Below are 20,183 nucleotides of genomic sequence, written 5' to 3' on the forward strand. Positions count from 1 at the left end.
ACCTCGTGCCCTGGCAGCGTGCTGCCGGTCGGGATGGGAAGATAGATCGTGGTCCAACAGTCTTTTGCCAACCGGGCGTACCGGGACGATGCCGTGGTGCTCCGCACCCACAAGCTCGGCGAAGCGGACAGGATCATCACCCTCCTGACCAAGCACCACGGGCAGGTCCGCGCCGTCGCCAAAGGGGTACGACGGACCAGCAGCCGCTTCGGCGCACGGCTTGAACCCTTCATGGTGGCGGACCTCCAGCTGGTATCGGGCCGCACACTGGACATCGTTACGCAGGCTGTCGCCAAGGGTGCCTACGGCGGCAGCATCGCCGCGGACTACAGCAGGTATACGGTTGCCGCGGCCATGACGGAAACAGCCGAAAAGCTGACAGACGTCGACGGCGAGGCGGGCACTGCGCAATACAACCTGCTGGTGGGTGCCTTGGCGTCACTGAGCCGGGACGAACATGCCGCCGGCCTCATCCTCGACTCCTACCTGCTGCGTGCCCTGGCCACCGGCGGCTGGGCGCCAAGCTTCACCGACTGCTCCCGCTGCGGAATGCCCGGACCGCACACAGCGTTCTCCGCACCCCTGGGCGGTATGGTCTGTGCACAGTGCAGGCCGCCCGGGTCACCCGCGCCCGCACCCGAAACAGTTGTGCTGCTGGCGGCCCTCCTCACCGGCGACTGGACCGTGGCGGACGCGTCCTTGCCGCAGCACCGCAAGGAAGCCGCCGGCCTGGTGGCCGCTTACCTGCAATGGCATCTTGAACGAGTACTGAAATCCCTCAAACATGTGGAGCGCAGCTGACAGTGGCCTTGGGAAAAAAGAACAACGCAGCCCGGAAGCGCACCCATCCCGTGGTGGCCCCGTACTCTCATCCATCAGGCGCGGTGGCGCCGGCCATCCCCGCGGAATTCATTCCCCGGCACGTGGCCATCGTCATGGACGGCAACGGCCGCTGGGCCAACCAGCGCGGCCTGCCGCGGATCGAGGGACACAAGGCGGGCGAGCCGGCGCTGCTTGACGTCATGGCCGGCGCCATTGAGCTGGGCATCGAGTACGTCAGCGTCTACGCGTTCTCCACCGAGAACTGGCGGCGCTCACCGGAGGAAGTCCGGTTCCTCATGGGATTTAACAAGGACGTGCTGCGAAGGCAGCGGAACCAGCTGGATGAGTGGGGTGTGCGCGTGCGCTGGGCAGGACGCCGGCCCCGCCTCTGGGGTTCTGTGATCCGCGAACTGGAGGAGGCCGAGGAATTCACGGCGGCCAACACCACATGTAATTTGACCATGTGTGTTAATTACGGCGGCCGCGCCGAGATCACCGACGCCGTCTCAGCGATCGCCGCTGAAGTCGCAGCAGGCAGGCTGAAGCCTGGAGCCATCACCGAGCGGACCATCCAGAAGTACCTCGATGAACCCGACCTGCCCGATGTGGACCTATTCCTGCGCAGTTCGGGCGAGCAACGACTCTCCAACTTCCTGCTCTGGCAGTCCGCATATGCGGAATTCGTCTTCATGGACACGCTGTGGCCGGATGTGGACAGGCGGACGCTGTGGGCCGCCGTCGAAGAATACGCCAAGCGCGACCGGCGCTACGGCGGGGCCGTCGATGCAGCGGCCGCTCCGGCCGGGGATCCCCACGCCGGCTGACGTCAGCCGTACGCCCGCAGCCACCGGGCCAGCCGCGAATAGGCGTCGGTCCGGATGGGTTCCGGCGAGAGGAAGACGTCGTGCAGGGCACCGTCGATCCGCTCGATGGTTACCGTACGGCCCAACGTGAGCGCGCGGGTGCCAATGATGTTGACGTCCAGCACGGCGTCCGTGCGGCGCATTTCCTCGGACCACAGCAGGCCGTTGGCGCTGCCTTTGGAAAGCAGGACCAGGATGGGCGCTTCGATCTCCAGGCCGCGCGCCACCCGGGCATGCCCGGCGAGCACCGCCCTCAGCCAGCCTGCGCGGACCGGGAATGCCATGCGGGGCCGGTAGCGCTCGTCAACCGGCCACTCGCCGTCGGCCGCGCTGCTGATGGTACGCCAGTAGTGGCCACGCTCCGGAAGGCGCAGGACTGCCTGCGGGCGGAACCGGGCCACGGGACGCACCATGCTGGACGCCGCCCGCCGCACCAGCGAACTCCCGTGCATCTCCAGCCACGGGCTGTTCAGGACCAGCAGCGAAACGGCTTCCGGATGTCCACTGCTCCACAGGGCCGCCACCAGGCCGCCGGTGGAATGACCCATCAAAGCCAACGGCCCGGGCGAGCCCTCCTGGCTGATGATGCGGGCAGCCTCCTCGATTTCGGCGTCGTAGGCGGCAAGGTCCGCCACATATCCACCGGGAGCTTCCGGGCGGAGGCTGCGCCCGTGGTTGTGCATATCCAATGCGTAGAAGTCATAGCCGGCGGACGCCCAGAACCGGGCAAGGTCCACGTTGAAGAAGTAGTCGCTCCAGCCGTGCAGGAAAAGCACGGCACGGCGGCGCCCGTTGCCCGTGCCGGCGTCCAGGGCCGGCCGGAGACGGACCAGGGTTGCCGTCCGCGCCACCCCGTCGGGTCCGGCGGCCGCGAAGGTGTGCGACTCGAAATCCGAGCCCAGGATGTCCTGCTGCCACTGCATGACCTCATGCTAAACCGGCGCGACGGTACCCGCGCTTCGGATCAGCGGCTTCTTCGTTTTGGTGTGGCGCGGCCGGAGACGGGACACTGGAGGCATGCGCGTTTATCCCACTTTCTTCAGGCTGGCCTTTTCATGGATGGACGCCGAGCGCGCCCACAAGATCGGATTCAAGGGCATCCGGTTCGCGCATGCCACAGGCGCCGGCAAGGTCCTGCAAAAGCTGACCGCCCCGGCGCCGTCGCTGCAGACCACCGCCTTCGGCGTCACTTTCCCATCGCCCTTCGGGCTCGCCGCCGGCTTCGACAAGGAAGTCCACGGCATTGAGGCCCTCACCGATCTGGGCTTCGGGCACATCGAAGTGGGCACCATCACCGGGCAGGCACAGCCGGGCAATGAGAAGCCGCGGCTGTTCCGCCTGGTGCAGGACCGGGCCGTCATCAACCGGATGGGGTTCAACAACGACGGCGCCTCGGCCGTTGCGCCCCGGCTGAAGGCAGCGCGGGCCGCACTTCAGCGCCGCTACCCGGCGGTGCGTCCGGTCATCGGCGTGAACATCGGCAAAACCAAGGTTGTGGAACTGGCCGACGCGGTGGATGACTACCTGGTCAGCGCCCGCAGCCTGGCTCCCGCCGCCGATTACCTGGTGGTCAACGTCAGTTCCCCCAACACGCCAGGGCTGCGGCTGCTCCAGGACGTGGAAACCCTCCGCCCGCTGCTGACCGCCGTGGGACAGGAAGCGGACCGTTCCGCCGGGAGGCACGTACCGCTGCTGGTTAAGATCGCGCCGGACCTCAGCGACGAGGACATCGATGATGTAGCGCGCCTGGCCCTGGATCTTAAGCTGGACGGCATCATTGCCACCAACACCACCATCGCGCGGTCAGGATTGTCGTCCCCGGCGGAAGCAGTGGACAAATGCGGTGCCGGCGGACTGTCCGGCGCACCGCTGAAGCAGCGATCACTTGAGGTGCTTAAGCGGCTCAAGCATGCCACCGGGGATGCCCTGGCACTGGTGTCGGTGGGCGGCGTGGAATCGGCACAGGATGTCCAGGAACGGCTCGACGCCGGTGCCACGCTGGTACAGGGCTATACCGCATTCCTTTACGAGGGACCGTTTTGGGCAGCCCGGATCAACAAGCAGCTGGCTCGGACGCGGCGGTCCTGAACCGCCTGCCGTCTCTGATGGGACGGTCGCTTTAAAACAGACACCCCGGCGGTATTTCCGCCGGGGTGTCTGTTGTTTAAGTGTGTGGGTCAGGCCGGGTACTGTCCGCGCTGGACCTGCGGCTTGGGCAGCCGCAGCTTGCGGAACTGCAGCGACCGCATGGAACCGTACCAGACCGTACCGCCCTCCACCTGGCCGAACTTCTCCGTCAGTCGCTTGCGGAGCTTCCGGGACAGGATGAACACGTCCACGAACACGGCCAGGAACATGACCCAGAAGGCGCCCAGGACGTAAATCATCATGTCGCTGGAAGCCGGCACCAGCAGGGACACCAGAACGAAGAGCAGCGCTCCGAACATCAGGTACTCACCGAGGTTGAAGCGTGCGTCCACGAAGTCGCGGGCAAACCGCTTCTGCGGGCCCTTGTCACGCAGGGGCAGGAACTTTTCGTCACCGGTGTCCAGTGCGCGGCGCATCTTCAGGCGCTGGTCCTGGACGGCCTGGCGTTCGGCGGCCTTGGAGGCCTTGCGGTCCTCGGGCACCAGCGGCCGCTTGCGGGCTGCTTCCTGGGCCTTCCGCGTAGGGGTCGGGGCACCCTTGCCGGCCGCACTGTTCTGCCGTGCCGCTGCCTCCGCTGCCTGCTGGTTTATGGTTTCCTGCGCCGAGGGCGCTTCTTTTCTACGTCCGAACACCTGACCAGAATACCTTGCAGGAGCGTGGCCCAGGCCTGCCCTCACCCTGCCCTGACCGGCAGGCGATTGTGACGGGGGTAATGTTTTGGCCATGACTTCATCACCTGCGGCAACCCCGCACAGCACCACCAGCACCACAGGACCGGGTCCTGAGGTCACCGACCGGATGGATGATCTTCGTTCCGCGGTGGACCGTTCCTTCGACCAGACGCTGGCGCGGCTCAAGGAACTCGTCGCCATTCCCGGCATCGCGTGGCCCAGCTTTGATCGCACTCCGTTGGAACGCAGTGCCGGGGCCGTTGCGGATCTTCTCCGGGCGTCCGGGATCGCCGACGTCCAGGTGCTCTTCGAGGACAAGGCCGATGGCACGCCGGGCGGCCCGGCTGTCGTCGGCCGTCGTCCGGCCAGCGAGGGCAAACCCACGGTGCTGCTGTACGCGCACCATGACGTCCAGCCTGTGGGCGATGAGTCCCTGTGGGAAACGGAACCCTTTTCCGCCGTCGAAAAGGACGGACGTCTCTACGGCCGGGGTGCCGCCGACGACAAAGCCGGGATCATGGCACACATCGCTGCCTACGCTGCCGTGGCCGAGGTACTCGCCGGATCCCTCGGCCTGGGCGTGACGTTCTTCATCGAAGGCGAGGAGGAAGCGGGCTCGCCCACGTTCCGGACATTCCTGGAGGCGAACCGCGAGCTGCTGCGGGCCGACGTCATCGTAGTGGCCGATTCCAGTAACTGGAAAGTGGGCGTGCCCGCCCTGACCACCAGCCTCCGCGGCCTGGTTGACGGCACCATCGAGGTGCAAGTGCTCGAGCACGCAGTGCACTCCGGTATGTACGGCGGGCCTGTCCTCGATGCGCCCACCCTCCTGTCACGCCTGATCGCAACGCTTCACGACGACGACGGAAACGTGGCCATTGACGGCCTGGTGGCCACCGACACGGCTGCCGTGGAGATGCCGGAAGCAGATTACCGGGCCGACGCGTCAGTGCTCGACGGCGTCCGGCTTGCCGGGACGGGAAGCATCGCGTCCCGGCTGTGGACCAAGCCGGCACTGTCGATCATCGGCTTCGATGCCCCTGCCGTGGACGTTGCCTCCAATACGCTGCTTCCACGCGCACGGGCCAAGTTCAGCCTCCGGCTGGCACCAGGCCAGGCTCCAGCAGAGGCCATGGAAGCGGTGCGCAGGCACGTGGAGGCCAACGCGCCGTTCGGTGCCAAAGTCACCTTCACTCCGGGAGAGGCGGGCAATCCCTTCCAGACCGACACGTCGTCGGCCGCGGCGACGGTGGCCATGTGGGCGCTGGGGGAGGCGTGGGGCGTTCCCGCCGTGGAAACGGGCATCGGCGGATCCATTCCCTTTATCGCCGACCTCACCGAGCTGTACCCCAGCGCGCAGATCCTGGTGACGGGCGTGGAGGATCCGGATTCCCGGGCCCACAGCGCCAACGAGTCCCTCCACATCGGCGACTTCCGCAACGCCATCCTGGCAGAAGCGCTGATGCTCGCCAGGCTGAACAGCGAGGGACTTCCCGCCGGGGAGTAGGCAGCATCCTGCGTGTGGGCAGACCACCCGTTTTCAGGGAACAACCGGCGTGCTTTGACGGTTACGCCAGGAGTTAGAGCTACAGGACTGCCGCGCGTAGCATGTAGCTATAGCCCATACCGTATTTGTAGGGGCAGGCGCAGCTTCGGCGGCGCCGCCAGACCGTCCTAAGAAGGTAGGCCAATGAGCACCTCAACGAACGAAAACAGCACCGCCACCACCGTGGCCAGCGACGAACTGCCCGTCCACGAGGTCAACCTGACCGACGTCGCCGCCGGCAAGGTCCGCAGCCTCCTGGAGCAGGAAGGCCGCACGGACCTGCGCCTTCGCGTGGCCGTGCAGCCCGGTGGCTGCTCAGGGCTGATCTACCAGCTCTATTTCGACGAGCGCCTCCTGGATGGTGACGCCGTCCGCGACTACGACGGCGTCGAGGTCGTCGTCGACAAGATGAGCGTGCCGTACCTCAGTGGCGCAAGCATTGACTTCGAGGACACTATCTCGAAGCAGGGCTTCACCATCGACAATCCGAACGCCGGCGGCTCATGCGCCTGTGGCGATTCATTCCACTAAGCCGGTTGATTCGCCTGATGTCGGCACCGGGCTCCCAGCCGCCTGAAACGGCACAGGGGCTCGGCGCCGACATGTGGGCGAAACGCCCGGCGGAGCGGTAAGCTCTACACCGAGTAGTAAAACTTTTTTGTGCCCGGAATGCCGATGGCTGCCCGGACAACAGCAACAAGTAGGAAGGGCCGTCTGTGAGTTCGCAGAACCGAACCGGCAGCCGACGCAAAACGATCACCACGATCTCAAGCTTGGCTATAGCCGGCGCGTTGGTTTTGACCGGATGTTCGCCAGAGGTAGAGAAAGGGTGGATGCCCACTGAACGTGGCACCACCAGCAACACCGATCGCATCATGGACCTCTGGGTCAACTCATGGATTGCTGCCCTTGTGGTCGGCGCCATTACCTGGGGCCTGATCATCTGGTGCATCGTCGCCTACCGGCGCCGCAAAGGGACCGTGGGCTTCCCGCGGCAAACCAGCTTCAACCTTCCCCTGGAAGTCTTTTACCTCACCATCCCCATCTTCATGGTCCTGGTGTTCTTCTACTTCACGGACCGTGACCAGCAGGCCATCGATGACCGGTCACAGCCGGCGGACGTCGTTGTCGACGTCCGCGGCAAGCAGTGGGCGTGGGACTTCAACTACAAGTCCGGCGATGTGATCCAGGAAGACGTCCACGAGGCTGGCGTCCAGGCGCACCTCACCGGCAACACCATCGACAAGGAACAGCTCCCCACGCTGTACCTGCCCGTGAACAAGTCCGTTGACCTTGAGCTCAACTCCCGCGATGTCATCCACTCTTTCTGGGTTCCCGCCTTCCTGCAGAAGCGCGACATGATCCCCGGCAAGACGAACTACATCCGGTTCACCCCCACCAAGGAAGGCACCTACGACGGTAAGTGTGCCGAACTCTGCGGCGAGTACCACTCCGAAATGCTGTTCCGCGTCAAGGTGGTGTCGGAATCTGAATTCCAGTCCCACATGGACCAGCTCAAGGCTGAAGGCAACACCGGCCTGCTCGGCGTGGAGTACGACCGCAACCCGAACCTGAACGAAACCAAGTAAGGGGAGCGACGTGGCTACGTACACCCAATCCGCACCTTCGGGAGCCCTATCGGCTCCCGTGGTACCCAAATCCAAGGGGCGCATCGTCGTCAACTGGATCACTTCCACTGACCACAAGACCATCGGGTACATGTACCTGATCGCGTCCTTCGTGTTCTTCTGCCTGGGCGGCGTCATGGCCCTGCTGATCCGCGCCGAACTGTTCGAGCCCGGCATGCAGATCCTGCAGACCAAAGAGCAGTACAACCAGCTGTTCACCATGCACGGCACCGTCATGCTCCTGATGTTTGCCACCCCGCTCTTTGCCGGCTTCGCCAACGTGATCATGCCGCTGCAGATCGGCGCCCCCGACGTGGCGTTCCCGCGTCTGAACGCGCTGGCCTTTTGGTTCTTCCTGTTCGGCTCCACCATCGCCGTGTCCGGCTTCATCACCCCGCAGGGTGCTGCGTCGTTCGGCTGGTTCGCGTATGCGCCGCTGTCCAACACCACCTTTACCCCCGGCATCGGTGGTGACCTGTGGGTCTTCGGCCTGGCACTGTCCGGCTTCGGCACCATCCTGGGTGCCGTGAACTTCATCACCACCATCATCTGCATGCGTGCCCCCGGCATGACCATGTGGCGGATGCCCATCTTCACGTGGAACACCCTGATCACCGCGATCCTGGTCCTGATGGCCTTCCCGCCGCTGGCCGCCGCCCTGTTCGCCCTCGGCGCGGACCGCAAGTTCGGTGCCCACATCTTTGATCCGGAGAACGGCGGTGCAGTCCTTTGGCAGCACCTGTTCTGGTTCTTCGGCCACCCCGAGGTGTACATCATCGCGCTGCCGTTCTTCGGCATTGTCTCTGAGATCTTCCCGGTCTTCAGCCGCAAGCCGATCTTCGGTTACAAGGGCCTGGTTTACGCCACGATCGCCATCGCAGCTCTCTCCGTGACCGTGTGGGCACACCACATGTACGTCACCGGCGCTGTGCTGCTGCCGTTCTTCTCCTTCATGACCATGCTGATCGCTGTGCCTACGGGCGTGAAGTTCTTCAACTGGATCGGCACCATGTGGCGCGGATCGCTGACGTTCGAGACGCCCATGCTGTGGAGCCTCGGGTTCATGATCACCTTCCTCTTCGGTGGCCTCACCGGCATCATCCTGGCCTCGCCGCCGCTGGACTTCCACGTCTCGGACTCCTACTTCGTGGTGGCCCACTTCCACTACGTGGTCTTCGGCACCGTGGTCTTCGCCATGTTCGCCGGGTTCTACTTCTGGTGGCCCAAGTGGACCGGCAAGATGCTCAACGAACGCCTGGGCAAGATCCACTTCTGGCTCCTGTTCCTTGGCTTCCACGGCACGTTCCTGATCCAGCACTGGCTGGGTGTCGAGGGCATGCCCCGCCGGTACGCGGACTACCTCGTGGAAGACAACTTCACCTGGATGAACCAGTTCTCCACCGTGGCATCCTTCGTGCTGGGTGCGTCACTGATTCCGTTCTTCTGGAACGTGTACATCACCTGGCGCAAGACCGAAAAGGTCCAGGTGGATGATCCGTGGGGCTTCGGTGCCTCGCTGGAATGGGCCACGTCCTGCCCGCCGCCGCGCCACAACTTCACCTCCCTGCCCCGGATCCGTTCGGAGCGTCCCGCCCTGGACCTGCACCATCCGGAACTTCGCCAGGTCCACACCGTTGACTCGCCGGCTCCCGCAGCGGCGGTCCTCGGCAACGCCGACCAGAAGGACACCGCACAGTGAAAATCGAATCCTGGATCTTTGGCTCCGGTGTCTTCTTTTTCGTCCCCGTCTCGCTGGTCTACGGATTCCTGACCAACTGGAGCGAATGGGTGGGCATCCTGGGCATCCTGCTCGTGGCCGGCCTCGCCGGTATGATCGGGGCCTACCTGGGCTTCACGGGTAAGCGGGTCGGCCTTCGCCCCGAGGACCGCAGCGATGCGGAAATCCACGAGGGCGCCGGCGAACAGGGGCACTTCAGCCCTTGGAGCTGGTGGCCGTTGGTGCTGGGCATCGCCTGCGCCACAGGCTTCCTGGGCCTTGCCGTAGGTGCCTGGGTCATCTTCATCGCCGGCGGTCTGGCCATCGTGGCCCTCGTCGGCTGGGTGTACGAGTACAGCCGCGGAGACCACGCACACTAGCAATCACATACTGACGACGCCGGGCCCCACCAATGTGGTGGGGCCCGGCGTCGTTTTTGCTTCTTTTGCCCTCAGCCGTCCTTCTGGGACTCCAGGAGGACGCGAAGGTCCGCCAGCACCGTTCTGACTTCTTCGAGGCCTCTGGCGGCCCTCAGACCGGTGTCGCTGACCGCAAGTTCCACCTCACACCCCTGCGCGAAGTCGGCAGCCATCACGTGGAGCAGGGAGCGGGCGTCCACGGCCGGAGTACCCGGCTTGCTGATGGTGACCGGGAGGCCCGTAGCGGTGACGGCCCGGACAAATACCGCGGCAGAACGTGCATGCAGGCCCGCGGGCGCTGCCACTACGGCCTTTTGTGTCGGCAAAGGAACTCCTATTTTTGGCTTGTTCGAACGACGGCCCCCTCCGCGGCCGGTTATCAAATTTCCTGACCAAATATATCTGTAGGCCTGCCCGCGGATGGAAATGCCCCGCGCGTCACGGCACTGGTCTAGACCGTTCTAAAATTGAACGTAGACCAACGGCAGGAGAAAGATCATGGCAGCTGGAGCCACGGTGATCACGGGTGAAATAGACCGCACCAGCGGAACGGCCATCTACGTCCAGCTCCGGGAAATTCTGCGTACCTATATCGCGGAGTCGTGCCCGCCGGGCTCAGCACTGCCGTCTGAGCGGGACCTGGCTGAACGATTCGGACTGGCACGGATGACGGTCCGCCAGGCCATCGACGCCCTTGTAGGGGAGGAGGTCATCGAGCGCGTGGTGGGGCTGGGCACCTTTGTCCGCCGCCCCAAACTCGACCTCCAGGTGAAACTCACCTCCTACAGCGAAGAGATGCAGAGGCGCGGCATGGTGCCCGCGGCGAAGGTTCTCAGCTTCGAGCAAATCGGTGCCAGCGCTTTCCTTGCCCGCGAGCTTCAGTTGGATGAGGGCACACCGCTGGTAAGGTTCCGGCGCCTGTTGCTGGCCGACGGGGAACCGATGAGTGTGGATGAGAATTTCATTCCGGCACACCGTGTCCCGGGGCTGTTGGACGGCGAGCCCCCCACGTCCCTTTACAACGTCCTCAGCGAGCAGTTCGGCCTGGTGATGGAGTGGGGGGAGGACATGATCGAGGCGACGGCGGCTTCACCGTCCACGGCCCGGCTTCTGAACGTCGAGGTTGGCTCGCCGCTCCTAAAGATTCAGCGGCATGCCTTCGTTGCCAGGGCCATGGTGGACTACTCGGTGTCTTACTACCGGGCAGACCGCTACAAGCTCTGGGTTCCGCTGCAGCGTCCCGGCGCCCGCAGGGCACGCAACCACTGACGGGGTCTACTGACGGGGTCTACTGACGGGGTCTTCTGACAGAGCTGCAGGGCCGACTGCCGGGTCACCTGCCGGTGCGGGGCCGCTTGCCAGCCTGACGGGGACGTACTGGGAGAACGGCAACGGGCATGTCCGGGCAACCAGAAAGGGCCCGATCCAATTGGATCGGGCCCTTTCCGTAGGGAACCTGTGACTAGTGCGTCAGGCTCTTGGAACCCTCGGCTGCTTCTACTGCCTCGTGGCCGTGGCCGTGGGCTGCCTCCAGCTCAGCGGGCGTAGCCGGGGCAACGCGGTCTTCGAAGAACCAGCGGGAGAGGAGCGCGCGGCGCTTTTCCTTGCTGGTCACGACGCCGTGCTCGTTGGGTACGGCCGGGATGACCTGCGGCGACTCGAAGCCAACCAGCTTGTAGCGCTTGTACTCGTCCAGCGGGGCGTGGACCTCGATGAACTCGCCGTGCGGGAGCCTGACGATCCGGCCGGTTTCGCGGCCGTGCAGGGCGATCTCGCGGTCCTTGCGCTGCAGGGCCAGGGCGACCCGCTTGGCGACGATGAATCCGATGATCGGACCAACGAAGAACAGGGCGCGGAGCCAATAGGTTACGTCGTTCAGGGACACATGGAAGTGCGTCGCAATGAGGTCGGAACCGGCAGCTGCCCACATGACGCAGTACCAGACGAAACCGGCAACGCCGATACCGGTACGGGTCGGAGCGTTCCTCGGGCGGTCCAGGACGTGGTGCTCACGGTCGTCCTTGGTGACCCAGCGTTCGATCCACGGGTAGGTGAACATCACGGTGAACAGGATCCCGGCCGGGACCAGCGCCGGAAGCAGCACGTTGAACGTGAAGACGTGGCCGAAGAAGATCTGCTCCACGTGCCAGTTGCCCAGAGTGCCAGGCATGAGGCGGAGCGCACCGTCAACGAAGCCGATGTACCAGTCAGGCTGGGTACCAGCGGACACCGGGGAGGGATCGTAGGGGCCGTAGTTCCAGATCGGGTTGATGGTGAAGAACGCCGCCATCAGGGCGATCACGCCGAAGACGATGAAGAAGAATCCACCGGCCTTCGCAGCGTAGACCGGGCCCAGGGGGTAGCCGACAACGTTGTTGTCATTGCGTCCGGGGCCGGGGTACTGCGTGTGCTTGTGCACAACCACCATGAAGAGGTGCAGCACGATCATCAGCAGGATCAGGGCAGGCACCAGGAGGATGTGCAGCATGTAGAGACGGCTGATAATGGCCGTCCCCGGGAACTCGCCGCCGAAGAGGAAGAACGAGATGTACGTGCCGATGACCGGGATGGACTTGATGACGCCATCGATGATGCGCAGGCCGTTGCCGGAGAGCAGGTCATCGGGAAGCGAGTAGCCGGTGAAGCCGGCGGCCATGGCGAGGATGAGCAGAACGCTGCCCACCACCCAGTTCATTTCACGTGGACGGCGGAAGGCGCCAGTGAAGAACACCCTGAGCATGTGGACGGCGATGGAGGCCACGAACAGCAGCGCTGCCCAGTGGTGCACCTGGCGCATGAAGAGCCCGCCGCGGATGTCGAAGGAGATGTTCAGCGAGGAGCTGTACGCCACCGACATTTCCACTCCCTTGAGCGGAATATAGCCACCGTCGTAGTGGGTCTCCGCCATGGAGGGATCAAAGAAGAACGTCAGGAACGTTCCGGACAGCAGCAGGATAACGAACGAGTAGAGCGCAACTTCGCCGAACATGAATGACCAGTGGTCGGGGAAGACTTTGCGGCCGAACTCGCGGAGGATCCCAGAGCCGCCAACACGAGAGTCGACAAAGTCGGTGATCCGGCCTGTCTTGGTTTTGGCGACGAAAGCCGGCTCAGCTGTTGATGTTGCGCTCATGCTCATCACGCTCCCAGTAGCTAGGTCCAACGGGTTCATGGAAGTCGCTTGTAGCGACGAGGTAGCCCTCGTCATCAACTGCGATGGGCAGCTGGGGGAGAGGACGGCTGGCGGGGCCGAAGATCACCTTGCACTCTTGCGTGAGGTCAAAGGTGGACTGGTGGCACGGGCACAGCAGGTGGTGCGTCTGCTGCTCATACAGAGCAACGGGGCAGCCAACGTGGGTGCAGATCTTCGAGTAGGCAACGATTCCGTTGTAGCCCCACTCTTCGCGGCCCTTGGAAGGGTTCAGTGAAGCGGGATCGAGGCGCATGAGCAGCACGACGGACTTTGCCTTCTCGTTGAGCTTGCCCTCTTCCAGCTCGTTCAGGCCTTCAGGGATCACATGGAAAGCCGAACCAATGGTGACGTCCGAGGCCTTGATGGGGGTTCCATCGGGGTCGCGGGTCAGGCGCTTGCGCTTGCCGTCCTGGGGAGCCCACATGGTGTGTGCAAGCTTGTCGTCAGGACGGGGTCCGAGGTCACCGAAGATGGCGACGGCGGGAAGCGGGGCCAGAGCCACGGCACCCAGGAGGGTGTTGCGGATCAGCGGGCGGCGCTTGATGCCGGTTTCTTCCACGATGTCGTCAACGATGCGGACGGCTGCCTGGCGGTCCTCTTCGTAGCGGATGGCGTGGCGTTCTTCGGATACTTCGTGGTCGGGCATCAGGGCCTTGGCCCAGTGCACGATGCCGGTACCGATACCCAGCATGGCGAAGGCAGTGCCGACGCCAAGCAGGGCGTTCTGGAGCCGAATGGTGGCGATGCTGGAGTCATCACCCAGATCAATGGCGAAGTACGCCACCAGGAAGATCAGGGTTCCAACAACAGAGATGCCAAATAGTAAGGCGACCTGCCGTTCTGCCCGCTTTGCGGCCTTCGGGTCCGTGTCAGCCAGGCGCAAACGATGCGGGGGAATTCCAGGATCCTGGAACTTCTCCACCTCATTCTGACCAGCCGTAGCTACGGTGCCCGAGTGGTTCGGACTGCCGTCACTATGGTTGCCCATAATTCGCCTCATCCTTCTCTCGTCCCGGCTGTCGCCGGGTTAGTTTCTAATTTCAAGCTGCTGACTGGCAGCAGAAGTTGTACGGTCCTGCGGAAACTCAGGAGGTTCTGGACGTGAGCCAGATGGTGAAGGCGATGATGACGCCAAGACCGGCAACCCAGACAAACAGGCCTTCAGCAACCGGACCCAGTGATCCGAGGTCGGCACCGCCCGGCGAACCGGTGGTCTCGATCTGCTTCAGGAACGTGATGATGTCCTTCTTGCCTTCAGGGGTGATGTTGGCGTCGTTGAAGACCGGCATGTTCTGCGGACCCGTGGCCATGGCCTCGTAGATGTGCTTGCCGGAGACATCGGCCAGGGCGGGGGCGAACTTACCCCGGGTCAGGGCGCCACCGGCAGCGGCGGCGTTGTGGCACATGGCGCAGTTGGTGCGGAAGAGCTCGCCGCCGGCAGCTGCATCGCCGCCGCCGTTTGTCAGGTCTTCTGCAGGGATTGCCGGGCCGGGTCCCAGGGAGGCGACGTAGGCTGCAAGCTGGTGGGTCTGCTCGTCGTTGAACTGGACGGGCTTCTTCATAGCCTGGGGGCCGTTCATCTGCATCGGCATGCGGCCGGTACCCACCTGGAAGTCAACAGCGGCTGCGCCGACACCAACCAGCGACGGGCCGTCCTTGGAACCGCTGGCACCCATGCCGTGGCAGGTGGCGCAGTTGGCGGCGAAGAGCTTGCCGCCCTCCTCGGTGTCGCTCGCACTGAACGTGGTGGTGGAAGCCTTGGCCTGGTTGACGGTGGTTGCCACGGCGTACAGCCCACCCGTGACGAGGAGCCCCATCAGAAGCAGCGCTATTGCTGCAAGTGGGTGACGCCGCTTTTGTGAGAGTGCCTTCACGTGGTGGTTCCTTTATTCGATCCTGCGCCGGCTCCGGGAGCCGCTACCTGAAATTCTGCCTCTTGTAGAAAAAGAATCAAAGCTGGCTACTTGAGTACGTAGATGACCAGGAAGAGGCCGATCCACACGACGTCAACGAAGTGCCAGTAGTAAGACGTGACGATGGCGGACGTTGCTTCAAAGTGTCCGAACTTCTTCGCTGCGAAGGACCGTCCCATGATGAGCAGGAAGGCGATCAGGCCGCCGATGACGTGCAGGCCGTGGAAGCCGGTGGTCATGTAGAAGGCCGAGCCGTATGCGTTGGAGGAGAGCGAGACGTGCTCGGAGACCAGCATGGCGTACTCGGTGGTCTGGCCGGCAACGAAGAACGCGCCCATGAGGAACGTCAGGGTGAACCATTCGTTCATTCCCCAGCGGGCGAACTGCAGTGCACCTCCGGTGCGCCGCGGCTGCAGCCGCTCTGCGGCGAAGACGCCCATCTGGCAAGTGAAGGAACTGGCCACGAGGACGATCGTGTTGACGAGCGCAAAGGGGAAGTTGAGCTTGGCTGTCTCTTCCGCCCACATCTGTCCGCTGGTGGAGCGCAGAGTGAAGTACATGGCGAAGAGACCGGCGAAGAACATCAACTCACTGGACAGCCAGACAACGGTTCCAACAGAAACCATATTGGGGCGGTTCAGCGTGGGGTGCGCCGGGGTACTGGGGGCATGGGTCGCAGATGTCACATAGACATTATGTCTGTAAAAGTCCGTGCTGCCCAACGCAAACCGCCTTTTCGAAGGACTTTTTCTACAAAGACGCGAAATTGCCGGGAAAAGTTCCCGCCACCGTTCACATTGGTCAGTGGCCGCCGTCGGTCGATAGCATCAGCACGTGACTTCTCAGGCAACGACAACGTCCGGCAACACCTGGCCCCGGTTGATCTCGGCCCTCATCAAGGGCCAGGACCTCACTGCGGAGAACACCTCCTGGGCCATGGACACCATCATGTCCGGCGAAGCCACCCCTGCGCAGATCGCCGGCTTCCTGGTGGCGCTCAGCGCCAAGGGTGAGACGGTGGATGAGCTCTCCGGCCTGGTCGAGGCGATGCTGGCCCACGCCAACCCCGTCACTATTTCCGGAGAAAAGCTGGACATTGTTGGAACCGGGGGTGACCAACTTAACACCATCAATATCTCCACCATGGCTGCTTTGGTGGCCGCCGGAGCCGGCGCGAAAGTGGTCAAGCACGGCAACCGGGCGTCGTCGTCGTCGTCCGGCTCCGCCGACGTACTCGAAGCCCTTGGTGTCCGCCTTGACCTGCCGATCTCCCGGGTGGCACGCAACGCCGAAGAAGCGGGCATCACGTTCTGCTTCGCCCAGGTGTTCCACCCGTCGTTCCGGCATACTGCCGTGCCCCGGCGGGAACTTGCTGTACCAACTGCATTCAATTTCCTGGGGCCCCTGACCAATCCTGCCAATGTGCAGGCCTCCGCGGTGGGTGTTGCGAATGCGCGGATGGCGCCGCTCGTAGCCGGCGTCCTGGCCCGCCGGGGGAGCAGGGGCCTGGTCTTCCGTGGCAATGACGGCCTGGATGAGCTCACCACCACGGGGCCTTCCACCGTGTGGGAGATCCGGAACGGAGCGGTGGATGAGATTGATTTCTCCCCACAGGAGCTGGGTATGGATTTGGCCACCGTTGAACAACTGCGTGGTGGTGACGCGGCGGCCAACGCGGGTGTGGTCCGCGATGTCCTTGCCGGCAGTGAAGGCCCCGCCCGGGATGCTGTCCTGCTCAACGCTGCGGCGGGCCTGGTTGCATTCGACCTTGACGCGGAAGGTCCGTTCCTGCAGCGGATGCAGGACGCCTTTGCCCGCGCCGCCCAGTCGATCGACTCCGGTGCTGCCTCTGCCGTGCTGGACCGCTGGGTGTCCCTCTCCCGGGCCTAAGCGCGGGCGGGGGAGTCGCTCTACTGTTCGAACCCCAAGGAGAAGGCCGCGTCCAGGTCGTGCTGTGAGTACGCCCGGAATGCGATGTGGGTGGTGGTGTGCACCACTGCCGGAACCTTCGAGAGCCGGTCTGCGATCACATCCGCCAGGTCTTCATGCCGGCGGACCCTGGCCACGGCAATCAGGTCCCACTCTCCGGTGACCGAATACACCTCGCTGATGCCTTCAATGGCCGAAATCTCCTCCGCCGTCTCCGGAATGCGTGCGGCGTCGGTCTTGATCAGAACAAATGCGGTAACCACGCGTGGACCCCTTCAATCGGTGCCGCCGCAGCAAGGCACGGCAGGTTCTTGTCTGCAGCCAGCCTATTACACAGGTGCCGTTTCCCGGCGGTCAGGCCGAAGCCATCCGCCTGCTGGTTCCTACCGTGCTCGCTTGGAGCGGAGCCGGCCAGCCACGGCCACAAGTGTCCGGTAGCCCACCAGGAATACGGCCAGGGCAATCGTGGCCACAATGATAAAAGGGAGGACAACCGACTGGCCGGTCAGGGCCCGGAGGATCATGCCGCCAACCAGGCTGGCCACCCACACTGGAATGCCCGCCTTGGTGATGGAGAAGGGACTGCGCCAGGCGCGGGCCGCGACCCATCCAGCGGCCGCGCCGGCGAGAAACGGCCATGCGGTCAGGAGCACGCCGAAGATGGGCTCTTCACGGTGGTGCGCATCACGGCCGATCGCGGCGAAGACCAGGATCAGCACCACGTCAGCCGCTGCCGCCACCAGGGCTGCGCGTGCCGGAGAGGCCTGTGCAGGCTTGGTTTTCAGGGAACTCATGACTTCGAGCTTAGCTGCCGACGCTGGGAACCCTTGCCGGTGCTACCGGCATCCGGGCCGCTTTGGTGGCCGCCGGAGCCGGCGCGAAAGTGGTCAAGCACGGCAACCGGGCGTCGTCGTCGTCGTCCGGCTCCGCCGACGTACTCGAAGCCCTTGGTGTCCGCCTTGACCTGCCGATCTCCCGGGTGGCACGCAACGCCGAAGAAGCGGGCATCACGTTCTGCTTCGCCCAGGTGTTCCACCCGTCGTTCCGGCATACTGCCGTGCCCCGGCGGGAACTTGCTGTACCAACTGCATTCAATTTCCTGGGGCCCCTGACCAATCCTGCCAATGTGCAGGCCTCCGCGGTGGGTGTTGCGAATGCGCGGATGGCGCCGCTCGTAGCCGGCGTCCTGGCCCGCCGGGGGAGCAGGGGCCTGGTCTTCCGTGGCAATGACGGCCTGGATGAGCTCACCACCACGGGGCCTTCCACCGTGTGGGAGATCCGGAACGGAGCGGTGGATGAGATTGATTTCTCCCCACAGGAGCTGGGTATGGATTTGGCCACCGTTGAACAACTGCGTGGTGGTGACGCGGCGGCCAACGCGGGTGTGGTCCGCGATGTCCTTGCCGGCAGTGAAGGCCCCGCCCGGGATGCTGTCCTGCTCAACGCTGCGGCGGGCCTGGTTGCATTCGACCTTGACGCGGAAGGTCCGTTCCTGCAGCGGATGCAGGACGCCTTTGCCCGCGCCGCCCAGTCGATCGACTCCGGTGCTGCCTCTGCCGTGCTGGACCGCTGGGTGTCCCTCTCCCGGGCCTAAGCGCGGGCGGGGGAGTCGCTCTACTGTTCGAACCCCAAGGAGAAGGCCGCGTCCAGGTCGTGCTGTGAGTACGCCCGGAATGCGATGTGGGTGGTGGTGTGCACCACTGCCGGAACCTTCGAGAGCCGGTCTGCGATCACATCCGCCAGGTCTTCATGCCGGCGGACCCTGGCCACGGCAATCAGGTCCCACTCTCCGGTGACCGAATACACCTCGCTGATGCCTTCAATGGCCGAAATCTCCTCCGCCGTCTCCGGAATGCGTGCGGCGTCGGTCTTGATCAGAACAAATGCGGTAACCACGCGTGGACCCCTTCAATCGGTGCCGCCGCAGCAAGGCACGGCAGGTTCTTGTCTGCAGCCAGCCTATTACACAGGTGCCGTTTCCCGGCGGTCAGGCCGAAGCCATCCGCCTGCTGGTTCCTACCGTGCTCGCTTGGAGCGGAGCCGGCCAGCCACGGCCACAAGTGTCCGGTAGCCCACCAGGAATACGGCCAGGGCAATCGTGGCCACAATGATAAAAGGGAGGACAACCGACTGGCCGGTCAGGGCCCGGAGGATCATGCCGCCAACCAGGCTGGCCACCCACACTGGAATGCCCGCCTTGGTGATGGAGAAGGGACTGCGCCAGGCGCGGGCCGCGACCCATCCAGCGGCCGCGCCGGCGAGAAACGGCCATGCGGTCAGGAGCACGCCGAAGATGGGCTCTTCACGGTGGTGCGCATCACGGCCGATCGCGGCGAAGACCAGGATCAGCACCACGTCAGCCGCTGCCGCCACCAGGGCTGCGCGTGCCGGAGAGGCCTGTGCAGGCTTGGTTTTCAGGGAACTCATGACTTCGAGCTTAGCTGCCGACGCTGGGAACCCTTGCCGGTGCTACCGGCATCCGGGCCGGGGGAGTGGCACCTTAGACGGCTTCCTGGAGTTGATGGGCTTCGTGTCCCGCCATCGCTGCCCCCGTTGCCTGCACTCTGCGGACAAGCCAGCTTGCCTCCCACCGCAGGTGGTATCCGGAGTCCGCCTCCCATTCTATGAGGACATCGGTGACCGTGTACGCCAACGCAGTGGCGGGTGCGGAACGGACCGTAACAGGAGCCGGGCGCAGCAGGACAATGGGTTTGCCGGGGGCTTCGCGCAGGGCCGCCTCCCGCATTTCGGCCCGGCAGCCATGGCACGCGGCAGTGGGATGTGTGCAGGACTGGGGGCGGGGGAGTTCGTGCATGGGGCGTCCTAGGGTGCGGGTGAACCGGGCGCCGCCGCCGTCTGCATGACAAAGGAGGGTCCAGGACCGCTCCGTCGTGCGCCCGCGGCGGGCCCGGCCGGCCAGCCGCCATGTCCACAGGGTAGGACGTCCGGCGCAGGGCCACACGGGTGTCTGCTACCCAACTTCGCCATGGAACTCCCCGTTTTTTGCCCACTGCTTATATAGGGATGCAGTAAGGTCGCTGCAGTAGCTGAGGCCATCACCGCGATGACGGAGACATAGTGAACAAGACCTTGTGGATCTGCAGCCTTGTAGGCGCCGCGTTGGGAATCAGCCTGGGGTTGGCGATTTTCCATACGCCGTTCTGGGGCTGCGCGCTGGGCCTCGGGGTGGGAGCGCTGGTCGGGGCGTCGATGCAGCGTCGCCACTGAGAACGTCCGGGGACGGTCAGGGGACAGCGCTCCCGGCTGGGTTGAAATCTTCTACTGGCATCCCTGCGGATCAAATGTGAGCGTATTCGCCACGAAAGCCTGCGTC

General features: G+C 64.3%; 23 protein-coding genes and 1 pseudogene. 12 read left to right on the plus strand and 12 right to left on the minus strand.

Annotated elements, in window-relative coordinates:
- Positions 1 to 48: 48 nt before the first annotated feature.
- Positions 49 to 801 (plus strand): DNA repair protein RecO, encoded by a 753-nt coding sequence (gene recO, locus HNO81_RS12995; protein ID WP_175318527.1) that lies wholly within the window; start codon positions 49 to 51, stop codon positions 799 to 801.
- A gap of 2 nt (positions 802 to 803) precedes the next feature.
- A complete protein-coding gene (locus tag HNO81_RS13000) occupies positions 804 to 1,646 on the plus strand; it encodes an isoprenyl transferase (protein WP_175318528.1) in 843 nt (280 codons plus the stop codon).
- A gap of 2 nt (positions 1,647 to 1,648) precedes the next feature.
- Here the strand turns inward: HNO81_RS13000 and HNO81_RS13005 are convergent, their stop codons facing one another.
- Positions 1,649 to 2,608 (minus strand): alpha/beta hydrolase, encoded by a 960-nt coding sequence (locus tag HNO81_RS13005; RefSeq protein ID WP_175318529.1) that lies wholly within the window; start codon positions 2,606 to 2,608, stop codon positions 1,649 to 1,651.
- 94 nt (positions 2,609 to 2,702) lie between these two features.
- Here HNO81_RS13005 and HNO81_RS13010 point away from each other — a divergent pair, with 94 nt between their 5' ends.
- Positions 2,703 to 3,773 (plus strand): quinone-dependent dihydroorotate dehydrogenase, encoded by a 1,071-nt coding sequence (locus HNO81_RS13010; RefSeq protein WP_175318530.1) that lies wholly within the window; start codon positions 2,703 to 2,705, stop codon positions 3,771 to 3,773.
- A gap of 89 nt (positions 3,774 to 3,862) precedes the next feature.
- On the opposite strand, the gene HNO81_RS13015 is transcribed toward HNO81_RS13010, so the two are convergent.
- Positions 3,863 to 4,465 (minus strand): DUF3043 domain-containing protein, encoded by a 603-nt coding sequence (locus HNO81_RS13015; RefSeq protein WP_175318531.1) that lies wholly within the window; start codon positions 4,463 to 4,465, stop codon positions 3,863 to 3,865.
- A gap of 91 nt (positions 4,466 to 4,556) precedes the next feature.
- On the opposite strand from HNO81_RS13015, the gene HNO81_RS13020 reads away from it, so the two are divergent.
- The 5 genes from HNO81_RS13020 (at position 4,557) to HNO81_RS13040 (ending at position 9,775) form a co-directional block, all read left to right on the plus strand.
- A complete protein-coding gene (locus HNO81_RS13020; protein WP_175318532.1) occupies positions 4,557 to 6,011 on the plus strand; it encodes a dipeptidase in 1,455 nt (484 codons plus the stop codon).
- A 183-nt stretch (positions 6,012 to 6,194) separates the two neighbouring features.
- The gene (locus HNO81_RS13025; protein WP_109044573.1) at positions 6,195 to 6,581 is read left to right on the plus strand and encodes an iron-sulfur cluster assembly accessory protein; all 387 of its coding nucleotides are present in this window, start codon (positions 6,195 to 6,197) and stop codon (positions 6,579 to 6,581) included.
- Between the two features lie 185 nt (positions 6,582 to 6,766).
- Entirely contained in the window at positions 6,767 to 7,639 is an 873-nt protein-coding gene (gene coxB / locus HNO81_RS13030; RefSeq protein WP_175318533.1) for a cytochrome c oxidase subunit II, read from the plus strand.
- A gap of 10 nt (positions 7,640 to 7,649) precedes the next feature.
- On the plus strand, positions 7,650 to 9,377 hold the full coding sequence (gene ctaD / locus HNO81_RS13035; RefSeq protein ID WP_175318534.1) for a cytochrome c oxidase subunit I: 1,728 nt from the start codon (positions 7,650 to 7,652) through the stop codon (positions 9,375 to 9,377).
- The gene (locus HNO81_RS13040) at positions 9,374 to 9,775 is read left to right on the plus strand and encodes a cytochrome c oxidase subunit 4 (RefSeq protein ID WP_175318535.1); all 402 of its coding nucleotides are present in this window, start codon (positions 9,374 to 9,376) and stop codon (positions 9,773 to 9,775) included. Before ctaD ends, HNO81_RS13040 begins: the two co-directional genes overlap by 4 nt.
- Before the next feature lie 71 nt (positions 9,776 to 9,846).
- On the opposite strand, the gene HNO81_RS13045 is transcribed toward HNO81_RS13040, so the two are convergent.
- Positions 9,847 to 10,140: an HPr family phosphocarrier protein gene (locus HNO81_RS13045; RefSeq protein ID WP_175318536.1), complete on the minus strand. Its 294-nt coding sequence runs from the start codon at positions 10,138 to 10,140 to the stop codon at positions 9,847 to 9,849.
- Positions 10,141 to 10,312: 172 nt separating this feature from the next.
- On the opposite strand from HNO81_RS13045, the gene HNO81_RS13050 reads away from it, so the two are divergent.
- Positions 10,313 to 11,083 (plus strand): GntR family transcriptional regulator, encoded by a 771-nt coding sequence (locus tag HNO81_RS13050; protein WP_175318537.1) that lies wholly within the window; start codon positions 10,313 to 10,315, stop codon positions 11,081 to 11,083.
- 193 nt (positions 11,084 to 11,276) lie between these two features.
- Here the strand turns inward: HNO81_RS13050 and HNO81_RS13055 are convergent, their stop codons facing one another.
- The 4 genes from HNO81_RS13055 to HNO81_RS13070 form a co-directional block, all read right to left on the minus strand.
- A complete protein-coding gene (locus HNO81_RS13055) occupies positions 11,277 to 12,947 on the minus strand; it encodes a ubiquinol-cytochrome c reductase cytochrome b subunit (RefSeq protein WP_175318538.1) in 1,671 nt (556 codons plus the stop codon).
- A complete protein-coding gene (locus HNO81_RS13060; protein WP_175318539.1) occupies positions 12,925 to 13,995 on the minus strand; it encodes a ubiquinol-cytochrome c reductase iron-sulfur subunit in 1,071 nt (356 codons plus the stop codon). The genes HNO81_RS13055 and HNO81_RS13060 overlap by 23 nt, the downstream gene beginning before the upstream one ends.
- A gap of 97 nt (positions 13,996 to 14,092) precedes the next feature.
- Positions 14,093 to 14,881 carry a cytochrome c gene (locus HNO81_RS13065; protein WP_175318540.1) on the minus strand — a complete coding sequence of 263 codons (789 nt, stop codon included), beginning with the start codon at positions 14,879 to 14,881 and terminating at the stop codon, positions 14,093 to 14,095.
- 86 nt (positions 14,882 to 14,967) lie between these two features.
- Entirely contained in the window at positions 14,968 to 15,642 is a 675-nt protein-coding gene (locus HNO81_RS13070; RefSeq protein WP_217509392.1) for a heme-copper oxidase subunit III, read from the minus strand.
- A gap of 112 nt (positions 15,643 to 15,754) precedes the next feature.
- On the opposite strand from HNO81_RS13070, the gene trpD (HNO81_RS13075) reads away from it, so the two are divergent.
- Complete coding sequence (gene trpD / locus HNO81_RS13075) at positions 15,755 to 16,810, plus strand: anthranilate phosphoribosyltransferase (RefSeq protein WP_175318542.1); 1,056 nt, start codon at positions 15,755 to 15,757, stop codon at positions 16,808 to 16,810.
- 20 nt (positions 16,811 to 16,830) lie between these two features.
- Here the strand turns inward: trpD (HNO81_RS13075) and HNO81_RS13080 are convergent, their stop codons facing one another.
- Together HNO81_RS13080 and HNO81_RS13085 are read right to left on the minus strand one after the other, a co-directional pair.
- Positions 16,831 to 17,112, minus strand: coding sequence for an Lrp/AsnC family transcriptional regulator (locus tag HNO81_RS13080; protein WP_141160402.1), 282 nt, complete (start codon positions 17,110 to 17,112; stop codon positions 16,831 to 16,833).
- A gap of 120 nt (positions 17,113 to 17,232) precedes the next feature.
- Entirely contained in the window at positions 17,233 to 17,643 is a 411-nt protein-coding gene (locus HNO81_RS13085) for a DUF3054 domain-containing protein (RefSeq protein WP_175318543.1), read from the minus strand.
- Positions 17,644 to 17,699: 56 nt separating this feature from the next.
- Here HNO81_RS13085 and trpD (HNO81_RS13090) point away from each other — a divergent pair.
- Positions 17,700 to 18,443, plus strand: a pseudogene (trpD, locus tag HNO81_RS13090) (anthranilate phosphoribosyltransferase); the annotation flags it as partial.
- 20 nt (positions 18,444 to 18,463) lie between these two features.
- Here the strand turns inward: trpD (HNO81_RS13090) and HNO81_RS13095 are convergent.
- From HNO81_RS13095 to HNO81_RS13105, 3 genes are all read right to left on the minus strand, one after another.
- Complete coding sequence (locus tag HNO81_RS13095) at positions 18,464 to 18,745, minus strand: Lrp/AsnC family transcriptional regulator (RefSeq protein WP_141160402.1); 282 nt, start codon at positions 18,743 to 18,745, stop codon at positions 18,464 to 18,466.
- Between the two features lie 120 nt (positions 18,746 to 18,865).
- Positions 18,866 to 19,276, minus strand: a complete 411-nt coding sequence (locus HNO81_RS13100; protein ID WP_175318543.1) for a DUF3054 domain-containing protein — start codon at positions 19,274 to 19,276, stop codon at positions 18,866 to 18,868.
- 73 nt (positions 19,277 to 19,349) lie between these two features.
- Positions 19,350 to 19,664 carry a hypothetical protein gene (locus HNO81_RS13105; RefSeq protein ID WP_175318544.1) on the minus strand — a complete coding sequence of 105 codons (315 nt, stop codon included), beginning with the start codon at positions 19,662 to 19,664 and terminating at the stop codon, positions 19,350 to 19,352.
- A 263-nt stretch (positions 19,665 to 19,927) separates the two neighbouring features.
- On the opposite strand from HNO81_RS13105, the gene HNO81_RS13110 reads away from it, so the two are divergent.
- Positions 19,928 to 20,077 (plus strand): hypothetical protein, encoded by a 150-nt coding sequence (locus HNO81_RS13110; protein ID WP_175318545.1) that lies wholly within the window; start codon positions 19,928 to 19,930, stop codon positions 20,075 to 20,077.
- The last annotated feature ends 106 nt before the right edge of the window (positions 20,078 to 20,183 follow it).

The organism is Pseudarthrobacter sp. C4D7 (assembly GCF_013359725.1).
Lineage (GTDB): Bacteria > Actinomycetota > Actinomycetes > Actinomycetales > Micrococcaceae > Arthrobacter.